The sequence below is a fragment of the Nigerium sp. genome, assembly GCF_039811905.1.
In the GTDB taxonomy this organism is placed as follows: domain Bacteria; phylum Actinomycetota; class Actinomycetes; order Propionibacteriales; family Propionibacteriaceae; genus Propioniciclava.
The window spans coordinates 1-12,808 of the sequence record NZ_JBDHZL010000027.1 but is presented as its reverse complement, the minus strand read 5'-3'; the positions used below and the strand labels follow the sequence as shown (position 1 = coordinate 12,808).

The 12,808-nt window shown below is 70.4% G+C and carries 15 protein-coding genes, 1 tRNA gene and 1 pseudogene; 15 read left to right on the top strand and 2 right to left on the bottom strand.

Going from position 1 to position 12,808, the window contains the following annotated elements; all coding sequences use genetic code 11:
• The first annotated feature begins 197 nt into the window (after positions 1 to 197).
• From WMJ97_RS06995 to WMJ97_RS06955, 9 genes are all read left to right on the top strand, one after another.
• Positions 198 to 575 (top strand): DUF3052 domain-containing protein, encoded by a 378-nt coding sequence (locus WMJ97_RS06995; protein WP_347348278.1) that lies wholly within the window; start codon positions 198 to 200, stop codon positions 573 to 575.
• A gap of 68 nt (positions 576 to 643) precedes the next feature.
• On the top strand, positions 644 to 1,405 hold the full coding sequence (locus WMJ97_RS06990; protein ID WP_347348263.1) for a CPBP family intramembrane glutamic endopeptidase: 762 nt from the start codon (positions 644 to 646) through the stop codon (positions 1,403 to 1,405).
• Complete coding sequence (locus WMJ97_RS06985; RefSeq protein WP_347348262.1) at positions 1,402 to 1,794, top strand: hypothetical protein; 393 nt, start codon at positions 1,402 to 1,404, stop codon at positions 1,792 to 1,794. The genes WMJ97_RS06990 and WMJ97_RS06985 overlap by 4 nt, the downstream gene beginning before the upstream one ends.
• Positions 1,791 to 1,982, top strand: a complete 192-nt coding sequence (locus tag WMJ97_RS06980) for a helix-turn-helix transcriptional regulator (protein WP_347348261.1) — start codon at positions 1,791 to 1,793, stop codon at positions 1,980 to 1,982. The genes WMJ97_RS06985 and WMJ97_RS06980 overlap by 4 nt, the downstream gene beginning before the upstream one ends.
• Before the next feature lie 88 nt (positions 1,983 to 2,070).
• The gene (locus tag WMJ97_RS06975; RefSeq protein ID WP_347348260.1) at positions 2,071 to 2,946 is read left to right on the top strand and encodes an ABC transporter ATP-binding protein; all 876 of its coding nucleotides are present in this window, start codon (positions 2,071 to 2,073) and stop codon (positions 2,944 to 2,946) included.
• A gap of 30 nt (positions 2,947 to 2,976) precedes the next feature.
• Positions 2,977 to 3,795 (top strand): ABC transporter permease, encoded by an 819-nt coding sequence (locus tag WMJ97_RS06970; protein ID WP_347348259.1) that lies wholly within the window; start codon positions 2,977 to 2,979, stop codon positions 3,793 to 3,795.
• Positions 3,796 to 3,804: 9 nt separating this feature from the next.
• Positions 3,805 to 4,944, top strand: a complete 1,140-nt coding sequence (locus tag WMJ97_RS06965) for a sensor histidine kinase (protein ID WP_347348258.1) — start codon at positions 3,805 to 3,807, stop codon at positions 4,942 to 4,944.
• Positions 4,941 to 5,561, top strand: coding sequence for a response regulator transcription factor (locus tag WMJ97_RS06960; protein WP_347348257.1), 621 nt, complete (start codon positions 4,941 to 4,943; stop codon positions 5,559 to 5,561). Before WMJ97_RS06965 ends, WMJ97_RS06960 begins: the two co-directional genes overlap by 4 nt.
• A 64-nt stretch (positions 5,562 to 5,625) precedes the next feature.
• A tRNA-Val gene (locus WMJ97_RS06955) sits at positions 5,626 to 5,698 on the top strand.
• 58 nt (positions 5,699 to 5,756) lie between these two features.
• Here WMJ97_RS06955 and WMJ97_RS06950 read toward each other — a convergent pair.
• Complete coding sequence (locus tag WMJ97_RS06950) at positions 5,757 to 6,188, bottom strand: OsmC family protein (protein WP_347348256.1); 432 nt, start codon at positions 6,186 to 6,188, stop codon at positions 5,757 to 5,759.
• A 73-nt stretch (positions 6,189 to 6,261) separates the two neighbouring features.
• Positions 6,262 to 7,368, bottom strand: a complete 1,107-nt coding sequence (locus WMJ97_RS06945; protein ID WP_347348255.1) for a hypothetical protein — start codon at positions 7,366 to 7,368, stop codon at positions 6,262 to 6,264.
• A 223-nt stretch (positions 7,369 to 7,591) separates the two neighbouring features.
• On the opposite strand from WMJ97_RS06945, the gene WMJ97_RS06940 reads away from it, so the two are divergent.
• From WMJ97_RS06940 to WMJ97_RS06915, 6 genes and pseudogenes are all read left to right on the top strand, one after another.
• Positions 7,592 to 8,227: a hypothetical protein gene (locus tag WMJ97_RS06940; RefSeq protein ID WP_347348254.1), complete on the top strand. Its 636-nt coding sequence runs from the start codon at positions 7,592 to 7,594 to the stop codon at positions 8,225 to 8,227.
• Positions 8,228 to 8,416: 189 nt separating this feature from the next.
• Complete coding sequence (locus WMJ97_RS06935) at positions 8,417 to 8,803, top strand: hypothetical protein (protein ID WP_347348253.1); 387 nt, start codon at positions 8,417 to 8,419, stop codon at positions 8,801 to 8,803.
• A gap of 55 nt (positions 8,804 to 8,858) precedes the next feature.
• Positions 8,859 to 9,968, top strand: coding sequence for a peptide chain release factor 2 (gene prfB, locus WMJ97_RS06930; RefSeq protein WP_347348252.1), 1,110 nt, complete (start codon positions 8,859 to 8,861; stop codon positions 9,966 to 9,968).
• A gap of 218 nt (positions 9,969 to 10,186) precedes the next feature.
• The gene (gene ftsE / locus WMJ97_RS06925) at positions 10,187 to 10,870 is read left to right on the top strand and encodes a cell division ATP-binding protein FtsE (RefSeq protein ID WP_347348251.1); all 684 of its coding nucleotides are present in this window, start codon (positions 10,187 to 10,189) and stop codon (positions 10,868 to 10,870) included.
• 30 nt (positions 10,871 to 10,900) lie between these two features.
• Entirely contained in the window at positions 10,901 to 11,803 is a 903-nt protein-coding gene (gene ftsX, locus WMJ97_RS06920) for a permease-like cell division protein FtsX (protein WP_347348250.1), read from the top strand.
• Positions 11,804 to 11,848: 45 nt separating this feature from the next.
• Positions 11,849 to 12,808, top strand: a pseudogene (locus WMJ97_RS06915) (hypothetical protein); the annotation flags it as partial.

Below are 12,808 nucleotides of genomic sequence, written 5' to 3'. Positions count from 1 at the left end.
GCCGAGCGAAGGGGGTCCGATCGGGCCGCCCTCGCCGTCTTTTCACAAGTCCGGATGTGGTGTTGTGGCGCGGAGGCTCTGCCCAACCGGGTTGATTGTCTGGCAGGCTTGGGGGCACTGCTGGACGAAGGGGCGGAGGAGTACGCGTGGGTAGCTCAACGGGACCCGGGGGTAAGAAGGCCCGGGGCATCGTTGCGATGGGCCTGAAGCAGGGCGACGTGGTGCAGGAACTGGGGTGGGATTCTGACGTCGACGAGTCCCTGCGCGACGCGATCATGGACGCGATCGATGCCGAGATGGTGGAGGACCCGCTCGAGGCTGTGGATGCGGTGCTGCTCTGGTGGCGCGACGACGACGGTGACCTGGTGGACGGGCTCGTCGACGCCCTGCGCGACCTCGGCGAGGCTGGGTGCGTCTGGCTCATGACCCCCAAGGTGGGGCGAGCCGGCTACGTCGACGCGGCCGACATCAACGAGGCGTCCGCCACGGCCGGCTTGTCGCTGGCCAACCCGGTGAAGGTCTCCGACGATTGGCTCGCGCAGAAGGTGGTGCGGCCGCGCAGCGGGCGCCGCTGAGTCAAGTTCGCTGGACATTATGTCAAGCACGCTTGACTTGGCTGTCAAGCGACCTTTACCTTAGGGGTATGACCGACACGCAGATCCGCCCGGCGAAGCCCGCGGCGTCCCATGGTGTTTCGATCCCGGCGCTCGCCGGGCTCTCCCTTCTGCGCCCCGCCCTGTTGTTGCTCGCGCTCGGCGCAGTCTCGCTCACCCTGCGCACCCTGGGCGTCGCGCATGCCGCGACGTGGGGCCCGCTGAGCCTCAACGTCGCGATCGTGGGGGTGGACGTGCTGACCCTGCTCGTGGTCGTCCGGCTGCTGGCCCGCGACGGGCAGTCGCTGCGGGGCGTCATCGGGCGCTTCCGGGGTGCGGACGTCGCCTGGGGGCTGCTGATCGCGCTCGGGCTGATGATCGTCCTGCTCGCGGTCACCTACGCCGGCAACCTGCTGATGTACGGCGGCGCGCCGCCGAGGCCGGCGGGCGGCGAGGGGTTCCGCGTCCCGGTGTGGTTCGGCCTGTGGGCGACGCTGCTGATGCCGGTCACGATCGCGTTCGCCGAAGAGGTGCTCTTCCGCGGGTACCTGCAGCCGCGGTGGTCGGCCCGGCTCGGTTCGCTCGCCGGGCTGGTCGTGACGGCGGTCTTCTTCGGCCTGCAGCACGTGGTGTTCGCGTGGGGCAACCCGCAGGCGGCGGTCGTCCGGTTCGCGGCAACCTTCGCCGGCGGCCTGCTGCTGGGCCTGCTGGCCCGCAAGTTCGGACGCCTCTGGCCGCTGATCATCGGCCACTGGCTCGCCGACGTGGTCGGGCTGGGCCTGCCCCTGCTGTTCGCGGCGGTGGCGGCGTGAGCGCGCTGGAGCGCCGGAAGGCGGGGCGGCGGTACGTCGTCCGGTTCGCCGTGGCGATGGCGTCCTACGTCGTCCTGCTGTTCGTGGGCATCGCGATCGCCCGGACGCTGGGGGACTCGCCGTGGCGGTTCGCCGCGATGGCCCTGCCCGTGCCCGCGATGGTGGGCGTCGTGTGGGCGGTGGCCAGGTACGCCTCCGAGGCCGACGAACTGCAGTCGCGCGATCTGACGCGCGCGCTGGCGATCGGCTTCGGCGGCGGGTCGCTGCTCACGTTCACCTACGGCATCATGCAGACGGTCGGCGCGCCGCCGCTGAACTGGATGTTCGTGTGGGTGATCTACGCCGGCTGCTGGGCGATCGGGTCGGTGATCGTCCGGAGGCGCGGGTGAAGAACCGGCTGAAGGAGTTGCGGGCGCGCGACGGGCTCACCCAGGGTGGGCTCGCCGAGCGTCTGGACGTCTCCCGGCAGACCGTCAACGCCCTCGAGTCGGGCAAGTACGACCCGAGCCTGCCCCTGGCGTTCCGGATCGCGGCGGTGTTCGAGCTGCCGATCGAGCAGATCTTCGAGCCTGACTAGGGCGGCGGGCGTCCGGGTGACAGTTGTCATCTCCAGGTCGTGACGACGCCCCCTGACCCCCGGGTGCCGCCCTCGCGACGATGGAGTCATGCAGAACACCAGCGCCGCCGTGGCGGCCTCCGGGCTCACGAAGACCTTCGGACGCCTCACGGCCGTCGACCATCTCGACCTCACCGTCCCCGCCGGGCAGATCCTGGCCCTCCTCGGCCCCAACGGGGCCGGCAAGTCCACGACGACCGAGATGATCCTGGGCCTGACCAGCCCGGACGCCGGCGAGCTGCGGATCTTCGGTCGCTCGCCGCGCGCGGCGGTCCGGTCGGGCGACGTCGGGGCGATGCTGCAGAACGGCGCCCTGCTGCCTGACACGTCGGTGGCCGGCCTGCTGCGCACCGTCCACGGTCTGCACGCCCGGCCGCTGCCGCTCCAGCAGGTCATCGAGCGCTCGGGCGTCGAGGGGTTTCTCCGCGCGTCGACGAGCCGGCTCTCAGGCGGCCAGGCCCAGCGCGTCCGGTTCGCGCTCGCGATCATGCCCGACCCGCGCCTCCTGCTGCTCGACGAGCCGACCGTCGGCATGGACGTGGACTCCCGCCGCCGCTTCTGGGCGGCCATGGAGGGCCTCATCGCGGACGGCCGCACCGTCGTCTTCGCGACCCACTACCTGGACGAGGCCGACGAGTTCGCCGACCGGATCGTCGTGCTGAACGACGGCCGGGTCGCGGCCGACGGGACGGGCCCGCAGATCAAGGCCGTCGTCGGGGGCCGCCACGTCTCGTTCGAGGGCCCCGAGCGTGACTACTCGGGGCTGCCCGGCGTCGTCGGCGCCGAGCGCCGCGGCGTCCGGTATCTGCTGAACTCGAGCGATTCGGACGCCACCCTGCGCGCCCTGCTCGCCGACCCGGACGTGCACGCCGTCGAGGTCGCCTCGCCCAGCCTCGAGGACGCCTTCCTTCAGCTCGTCGCCTGACCCACCCCGATCCCACCAGGAGAAACGCTCATGACCACCCTGACCCCCGAATCCGCCGCCGCGCCGACCGAGGCCTCGCGGCGTCCCGCGCCCGGCTCCGGACGCGCGCGCCGGCTGCTGTCGTACGCGCGCTCGAGCGTCCGCCGGACGCTCACCGACTGGTCGTTCCTCGCGTTCGTCATCGCGCTGCCGACCACGATGTACCTGTTCTTCGCCGGCATCTACGGCGACCAGATCGCCCAGGGCGGCGTCACGGTCGCGGCCGTGATGATGGTGACGATGGCCGCCTACGGCGGGCTCGGCGCGGCGATGAGCGCCGGCGCGGAGATCCAGTCCGAGCGGAGCACCGGCTGGTTCCGGCAACTGATGATCACCCCGTTGACGCCCCTGGAGTTCTTCGTCGCGAAGGTGATCGCCGCGGTCTTCGCGGTCGCGCCGGCGATCGTGGCCGTGTTTCTGTGCGGGGTGGCGCGCGGCGTCCGGATGCCGGTGGGGACGTGGGCGGCCACGTTCGGCGTCCTGCTGGCGGCCCTGCTGCCCATGGTGCTGCTCGGGGTCGTGCTGGGTCTGTGGTTCAAGCCGCAGACCGCCGGCGCCGCGACGACCCTGGTGATGCTCGCGCTCTCGATGATCGGCGGGCTGTGGTTCCCGCTGGACATGATGCCGGAGTTCCTGCAGCGCATCGGACGCCTGCTGCCGTCCTACTGGGCCGGGCAGCTCGGCCAGTGGCCGGTCATGGGCGGCGCGTTCCCGTGGCAGGGTGTCGCGACGATCGGCGTCTGGTGCGCCGCGCTGGTGGGGCTGGGCATCCTGGGCTACCGTCGGGCCGTCCGTACCTCGCGACGCTGATCGGCGACCATGCCTGCACTCCATCTCGGCTCGGCCCCGGCCCCGGGCCATGACCCGGCGGCCGACGGCCTGCCCTGGTACCGGCGAGCCATCGCCCAGGGGGCCGGGTACTTCCTGCCGAGCGTCCTGTTCCTGCTGATCCCGCTGTACTACGCGGCGGGTGCCCTGGAGCCCTGGCGCGTCGGCCTGATGCTGGCCGACACGGTCGCCATTGCCGCCTTCTTCCTCGGCTCGACCGTGGTGGCGCACTGGCCCGAGTGGGCGCGTTGGCTGTGGCTGGCCGGGCTGATGCTCGCGCTGGTCGCGATGGCCCAGATCACGGGCAACGAAGCGCAGCCCGTCTACTACCTGCCGTTCGTCACGTCGTCCGCGGCGTGCCTCATCGCCTGGCCGGTCGCGCGCTGGCTGCTGCTGGTGCTGGTCGTGGGCGGCGTCGGGCTCGGCGCAGTGGCGCAGGAGCCGTTCGCGATCGTGATGGCGATCATGGGCGCGGGGCTCGGCTTCTCGATCGGGTTCGGCCTCGAGCTGGAGCACACGCGGGCGGCGCTGCGCCGCGAGGAGCGCCGGACGGCGGTGCTCGCCGTCGCCGCCGAGCGCGAGCGGATCGGCCGCGACCTGCACGACATCCTCGGGCACTCGCTGACGACGATCGCGGTGAAGGCCGACCTGGCGCAGCGCCTGGTCAGCCGGGACCCCGCGGCCGCCGAGGCGGAGATCGGCGACCTGGCCCGCGTGACGAGGCAGGCGTTGGCGGACGTGCGCGCGACGGCGTCCGGGATGCGGGAGGTGCGGCTGGCGACCGAGATCGCCTCCGCGCGGTCGGTGCTGAGTGCGGCGGGCCTGGCCTGCGAGGCGCCGACCGCGCTGCCGCCGCTGGACGACGCGGCCAGCGAGCTGTTCGGCTACGTGGTGCGGGAGGCGGTGACGAACGTCGTCCGGCACGCGGGGGCGACCACGTGCCGCATCGACACCGGCGAGCGGACGGTCTCCGTGGCCGACGACGGCCGCGGCCTCGGGCTGCGGGAGAGGTCCGGGTCCGGGCTCGCCGGACTGCGCGCGCGGCTGTCGGACGCCGGCGGCGTCCTGGAGGTGGAGTCGGGGCCGGGCGGGACGACCGTCCGGGCGAGCCTTCCGGAGGGGGAGTCATGATCAGGGTCTTGTTGGCCGACGACCAGGCGATGATCCGGACGGCGCTGGCCACGATGCTGAACCTCGAGGACGACCTGACGGTCGTCGGGACAGCCGGGACGTGCGCCGAGGCGGTCGCCGTCGCCGGGCAGACGAGTCCGGACGTCGTGCTGCTCGACGTCCAGATGCCCGATGGCGGGCTGGGCGCCGAGGACGGCATCGACGCCGTCGCGCCGCTGCTCGCGGCGTCCCCGGGGGCGCGCGTGGTGATCGTCACGACGTTCGGACGCCCCGGCTACCTGCGCCGGGCCATCGAGGCCGGCGCGATCGGGTTCATGGTGAAGGACGCCCCGGCGGAGCGGCTGGTCGAGGGGATCCGGGCGGCCGCGTCCGGGTTGCGGGTGGTGGATCCGGAACTGGCGATCGCGTCGCTGTCGATCGGTCCGTCGCCCCTCACCGAGAAGGAGGCGCAGGTGCTGGCGGCAGCGTCCGGGGGTGCGTCGACCGCCGAGATCGCGCACGCGGCCTTCCTCAGCGAGGGGACCGTCCGCAACTACCTCAGCAGCGCGATCGGCAAGCTCGGCGCCCGCAACCGCGCCGAGGCGCTCCGCACCGCGACGGACAACGGCTGGCTCTGAGCGCCGCGTTTCCCGGTCGGCTCGACCCCTGCCACAATGGGGGCGCCGCGCCAGCCGCGGCTGCGGGCGCATAGCTCAGTTGGCAGAGCTCCTCCCTTACAAGGAGGCGGCCGGGGGTTCGAGTCCCTCTGCGCCCACCGCGTGAACCACGGGGTCACCCATCGGCCGGCCCCGTCGCCAGCAAGCCCGACGCCGTCAGCCCTTGAGGCTCGCGGTGAGCTCGATGTCGTCGACGCCGGCCAGCGCGCGGGTGATGAGGCAGACCTCCTTGGCCTCCTTGGCCGTCTGCTGGAACTCCTCCTCGGACAGCCCCGGCACCTCGCCGACCGTGGTCAGCTCGATCTTGGTGATCGTCGGCTTGCCGTCGACGTTGCGCAGGCTGCACACCGCGGAGGTCTCCACGCTCGTCGGCGTCTGGCCGCCCTCGGCGAGCATCGCGGAGAGCTGCATCGAATAGCAGCCGGCGTGGGCCGCAGCGATGAGCTCTTCGGGGTTGGTGCCGTCGCCGTCCTCGAAGCGGGACTTGAACGAGTAATTGCCCTGGTAGACGCCGTTGCCGACCGTCACCTCGCCGGTGCCGGACTTCAGATCGCCCTTCCAGACCGCGCTGCCGTTGCGTGTTGCCATGCTTCGCCTCCTCGCGAATCGAAGGGCCCGAGTGGGCCCGCCGCCCACCCTACGTGGTCGCCGCACCCGCCGGTCAGGGCCCGACCGACCCCTGATCAGTCTCGGCGCCCACCGCGCGGGACTCCCGTCCTGCTGCTCGCGACACCCGGGCCGCCGCTCGCGACCGACGGACGCCCACGGCGTCCGTCAGCGCGACGATCGGCCACGCGAGCAGCGCCAACAGGACCACCAGCGCGTACTCGATGATCGGAATGCGCACGATCTCGTCGATCTTGGCGAAGCCGCGCACGGAGTAGACCCCGACGACCGCCAGGACGTAGCCGCCGCCGATCAGCCACCGGGTGCGCCGCGTCAGCCCGACCCCGTGCATCTGGGTGATCACGAAGACGCCGAGGAACCCGAAGAAGAACATCGGCCAGAAGCCCGTCGGCCCCGCCTGCATGACCGCTACGAGCGCCCCGTGGACGAGCACGAGCGCCTCGAGCGTCAGCGTCCACCAGCGGTTGGTGTGGGCGCGCGTGAAGAACAGGCTGCCCTGGATGAGCAGCAGGAACATGTAGAAGAACCCGATGAGGTGACCCTGGGTGTTCTCGGCGGGGTGATACCAGAACGTATAGACGGCGGCCCAACTGAACAGGTAGCCGTGGTAGCGCCGGGCCACGTCGATCACCCGGCGTGGCAGGGGCGCGGCCCGGCCGAAGAACAGGCCGCGGCGCCGGTTCTCCATCAGCAGCACGACGACCAGCAGCAGGATCACCGACCCCTGCGAACTGTAGATCGAGACGTCCTGGGCCAGACCGTCGTAGAAGAGGACGCTCTGCGCCAGGTGCGCGGCGATGAACGCCGCGTTCACGCCCAGCGCCACGACGTTGATGCGGTGCAGCCCGCCGGTGTAGCGGCCGACACGGGTCTGCGCGTAGAAGATGAGGCCCCACATCGCGAGCTGGTGAGCGACGTACCCGCCCCACGCGGAGAGCCGCGTCCAGACGGTGGGCTCGGGCAGCTTCCAGTAGTACCAGGACGCCCCGGCGTCCGGCAGCAGGTCGGTGCGGTGGATCTGCTCACCGACGAGCCAGACCACAACGGTCAACACGAGTGCGGCCGGGACCGCCCACGTCAGCGGGTTGGTCCCCTTGTCAGGACGCCGTGAGGGCCGCTTCGGCAGGACTGACGTGGACACCCCGGCAGTGTAGGCCCGTCGCCTCATTCGGAACACGTCGGCCTCGCCTGGACGCCGCCGCCGAACCCACCTCGCAGACGTTGTCCTCACGTCGCAGACGAAAACCGACCTCGCGCGTGCCGCAACACGCGCGAGGTCGGTTTTCGTCTGCGAAGTGGCGGGCCGGTCGTCGAGGTCGACGCCAACGGTCGGTCTGGCCCGTGTGGACCATAAGGTATTTCCTATGTCTTCACGGTTGTTCGGCGTCCTCGCCACGCTCACCCTCGTGCTGGGCGGGTGCTCGTCCGCCCCCGCACCCCCGGCGTCCGTCCCCGAGGCGAGTCCCTCGTCGATCGTCGCGAGCCCGGCGCCTCCGACCGCGCCGAGCCCGACCCCCTCCGCACCGGTGAAGACCCCCCGGCCCGCGACGGCGTCCGAGAGAACGACGAAGGCGACCCGCGCGGACGCGGCACCCTCGACCGCGACGAAGAAGAGCAAGCTCACCGCCTTCCAGCGCAACTACCGGGCCGCGGTCGCGGCGTGTGGCAAGTCTGCAAACCCCGTGTACGACGGCGTGACGGGAAAGCTGATCCACTGCTCCTCCAAGGCCGCTGACCGGGCGAGGTTCGAGGGTCAGCTTGCGTACCTGAAGAAGTCTCGTCAATGCGAGGCCAAGGGCGGTCACATGGAGTTAGAGGTCTGCGTGGGTGCTGCGAGCAAGGCGCAACTCAGGTGCGAGGCCAAGGGAGGCGCGTATTCCGGTGGGAAGTGCCGCGATACCGACCAAGACCGCCTTGAGTACCAGAAGAAGCACGGCACCTACCGGTCCCACGAGTACTGCCTGAGCCACCCGGACGACCCCTACTGCGAGGGGGATTAAGCATCCCCTCAGGCCCGCGCGCCCGCCGGCGCCCTCGGCGTCCCCAGAAATAGGGACGCCAGCCGTCCGCCGCGCGGTGCATCACCCCTTGTCACGCGTACCAACCCCCTCGTGTCACCCCTTCGGGTCTGGACCTTCGCCGGGACACCATCGGGGTGGACCACACGCGTAACGGATGGAGAACGCATCATGAATAGCAGGATCGTCTGGGCCCTGCTCCCGATCGCGCTGCTGGGGGGCTGCGCGACCGCCAACACCACGCCGTCGTCGCAGAGCCCGTCTGTGGTGGCGGCAGCCGCTGACAGCGACGAGGGCTACGAGGTCACGTCGCAGGCGAAGAAGCTTGCCGGACGCTCGGGGCGCTACATCAAGAAGGCGACGATCGCCTCCCCGGGTCACTACGTCGTGCGGACGTCCATCGAGGGGCGCAGCCGCGACCGCCGGGTGGACGACGCCCTCGCCATCTGCCGCGGCCTGGTCGGCGACGGCGCCCGCTCGGTGGCGGTCAACGACGCCGAGGGTGCCGCGTTCGTCCACTTCGACAAGGCCGCCGGTCAGGAGTGCAGCCAGGTGTAGCGGCGGCCCACGCGGGTGAGCCTCCTGCGGCACTCGCAGGGTAGGCTCTTCCTTCGTGGCAGCCGCAGACATCCTGGAGAAGATTCCCGCGCTCGACAGGTCGCTGACCTCCATCGAGGCCGTCGTCGACCCCGCCCGCAAGAAGGCGGAGATCGCGCAGCTTCAGCAGGAGGTCTCGGCCCCCGACCTGTGGGACGACCAGGAGAACGCCCAGCGCGTCACCTCGAAACTGTCGCGCCTGCAGGCCGAGGTCGAGCGCGTCGAGAAGCTTCGCCAGCGGCTCGACGACCTCGGCGTCCTGGTCGAGCTCGCCGAAGAGGAGGGCGACTCGGCCTCCCTCGCGGAGGCCGAGCGGGAGTCCGCCAAGCTGTCCGACGACATCGAGGCGCTCGAGGTGCGCACGCTCCTGTCGGGCGAGTACGACGAGCGGGACGCGATGGTGACCATCCGCTCCGAGGCCGGCGGGGTCGACGCCGCCGACTTCGCGCAGATGCTGCTGCGCATGTACCTGCGCTGGGCCGAACGCCACAGCTACCCGAGCGAGGTCTACGACACGAGCTACGCCGAGGAGGCGGGCATCAAGTCGGCCACGTTCACGATCCGCGAGCAGTACGCCTACGGCATGCTGTCGGTCGAGCAGGGCACGCACCGCCTGGTGCGCATCAGCCCGTTCGACAACCAGGGCCGCCGCCAGACGAGCTTCGCCGGCGTGGAGGTGCTGCCGGTCACGGAGGAGGCCGACCACATCGACATCCCCGAGGCCGACATCCGCGTCGACGTGTTCCGCAGCTCCGGCCCCGGCGGCCAGTCGGTGAACACGACGGATTCGGCCGTCCGCATCACGCACCTGCCGACCGGCATCGTCGTGTCTTGTCAGAACGAGAAGAGCCAGTTGCAGAACAAGGCGGCCGCCCTGCGCGTCCTGCAGTCGCGGCTGCTCGAGAAGGCGCGCCGCGACCGCGAGGCCGAGATGAACGCCCTCAAGGGCGACGGCGGCAACAGTTGGGGCTCCCAGATGCGCAGCTACGTGCTGCACCCCTACCAGATGGTCAAGGACCTCCGCACCGACTACGAGGTTGGCAACCCCGACGCCGTCTTCGACGGCGACATCGACGGCTTCCTGGACGCCGGCATCCGCTGGCGTCGCCGCGCCGACGCCGAGTAGCCGCCCGGGTCGCAGCGGCCCGCACGCGGGTGCGGGCGGCGTCCCAGGCTTTCCCGATCGGACGCCGCCGGCGTCCGGCCAGATGATGCGGACTAAGAGTCGCCATCCTGTCCCACGACGGGCGCGCCTCGTGCTCGCCGAATCATGCGCAACCTATGCTCGGTGACGGTCGTCCGGGGGAGCCCGGCGATGCACCGTCGTCGACACCGGGAAGCACCGTGATCAAATTCCAGGACGTCTCCAAGACGTATGAGGGGCAGACGCACCAGGCGCTCAGGGACGTGAACGTCGGGATCGACAAGGGGGAGTTCGTCTTCCTCGTCGGCGCGTCGGGGTCGGGCAAGTCGACGTTCCTGCGCCTGATTCTGCGGGAGTACCGGCCGACGCGCGGGCACGTGTACGTGGCGGGCAGCGACGTCGGACGCCTGCCGTCGTGGCGCATCCCGCGGCTGCGCCGCAAGGTGGGCATCGTGTTCCAGGACTTCCGCCTCCTCCCCGGCAAGAACGTGTATCAGAACGTCGCGTTCGCGCTGAAGGTCATCGGCAAGCCGAGCTCGGTGATCCGCCGGACCGTCCCCGAGACCATCGAGATGGTGGGCCTGTCCGGCATGGAGGATCGCCTCCCCGACGAGCTCTCCGGCGGCGAGCAGCAGCGCGTCGGGCTGGCCAGGGCGTTCGTCAACCGGCCGCCGATCCTGCTGGCCGACGAGCCCACCGGCAACCTCGACCCGGCGACGAGCGTCGGCATCATGAAGCTGCTCGACCGCATCAACAGGACCGGCACGACCGTCGTGATGGCCACCCACGATTCGACGATCGTCGACCAGATGCGCAAGCGCGTCATCGAGTTGGTCGATGGGGCCGTCGTCCGCGATCAGAGCAAGGGCGTGTACGGCTCCTAGCCGCCCGACGCCGAGAGAAGAAGGAAGCTGATGCGCCACACACTGTCCGAGACCTTCTCCGGACTCCGCCGCAACCTCACCGCGACCCTCGCCGTGGTCGTGACGATGTGGGTCTCCCTGTCGCTGTTCGGCATCGGGGTCCTCTCCGCCCAGCAGGTGGACCTCATCAAGGGCCGCTGGTACGACCGGATCGAGCTCACGGTCTTCCTGTGCACCGCGGCGTCCCAGGGTCAGAACTGCGACCCGGGCCAGGACGCGACCCAGGCCCAGAAGGACGCCGTCCGCGCTGCCCTGGAGTCGAATGCCGAGGTGCAGACCGTCTTTTACCAGAGCAAAGATCAGGTGTACGAGGAATTCCGAGAAGTTTATAAGGACTCTTCTATTCTTGGGACGATGCGGGCGTCCGATATGCAGGATCTCTTCCGTATCAAGCTCAAGAACCCTGAGGAATATCAGGGGGTGCGTTCCGCGGTCGAGGGGATGCCGGGCGTCCAGGCCGTGCAGGACCTGCGGCAGTACCTGGAGCCCCTGTTCGGCTGGATGAACCTGGCCCAGGCCCTGACGGTGGGGGCGTCCGCGTTGCTGTTGTTGGCCGCCGCGTTGCAGATCGGGAACACGATCCGCATGGCCGCGTTTTCGCGAAGGCGCGAGTTGGGCATCATGAGACTGGTCGGCGCCAGCAACTTCTACATCATGGCTCCGTTCCTGCTGGAATCTCTGATCGCCGCATTGGCCGGCGCGCTTCTGGCCAACGGCACTCTGGCGGCCCTCGAGCAGTTCGTGATCCTCGGAAAAGCTAGACCCAGCATTCAGACTGTGCCGTGGGTGGACTGGAATCACGTCGTTATCGCCATGGTGGTACTTGTGGCCGTGGCGGTTGTTCTCTCTATTATCCCCACGTTGATCGCGACCCGGAGGTACCTCAAGGTTTGACGCCTCCGGCCGGTCGCTCTCACCGAGATGATTGGGGAAACGACTGTGCACGAGGCCACTTACCTCCGCCGTTCACCGCTACGACGGGCGGGCGTCCGGCTCGGTCTGGGCGTGACCGTTGTTGCCCTGACAGTGGGCGTCGCCAGTCCCGCCGCCATCGGTGACACCGTCAAGGCCAAGCAGCAGCGGGCCGCGGCCATCCAGGCGCAGCAGCGCTCGGCCGCCGGCGACGTCGCGGCGTCCCAATCGCAGGTGCAATCCGCCACCGATAAACTCCTGCAATCCCAAAGCGAATTGGACGCCGCACAGGCACGTCTGAACGACATTCGTTCGCAGCTTTCCGCGGCCCGCGCCTACGATGCGGAATTGGCGGCGAAATTGAAGGTGGAGCAGGCCGAGTTGGCGGCCGCGAAGGCCGCGACCATTGCCGGAATCAAAAAGGTCGACGAGCAGCGCCGGGTGATGGGCGAGTCGGCCCGCGAGCAATTCCAGCAGCAATCCGACCTCATGGGCGTGTCGGTGATGTTCGGCAGCGAATCGACCGCCGACCTCGCCCAGCGCGTCCAGTGGAGCACCACGATCTTCGACGCCGAATCGCATCAGAAGCGCATTCTCGACGAGGCCCTCGTCGCGCTGCGCGCCGCTCAGGCCCGGCAGGCCGAGGTGGAGCGCAAGGTCGCGGCCGACAAGGCCGCCGCGGCGGCCCAGGTGAAGGTGATTGCTGGGCTGGAGGCATCGGCGTCCGCGCAGGCGGCCCGCGTGGCGACGCTGGTCGCCGCGAACGAGAAGAACAAGGCCGCCGCGCAGGGCGAGCTGGCCGCCGACGAGGCGCGCTACCGGCAGCTCAGCGCCGAGGAGGCGCGGCTGCAGAAGCAGATCCAGGCTCAGATCGCGGCCGAGCGGGAGGCTGCCCGGCAGGCGGCGCTCGCCGAGGCGCGGCGGCGGGCGGCGGCGAAGGCCGCGGCCGAGAAGGCGGCCCGTGAGGAGGCGGCCGCGCGGGCGGCG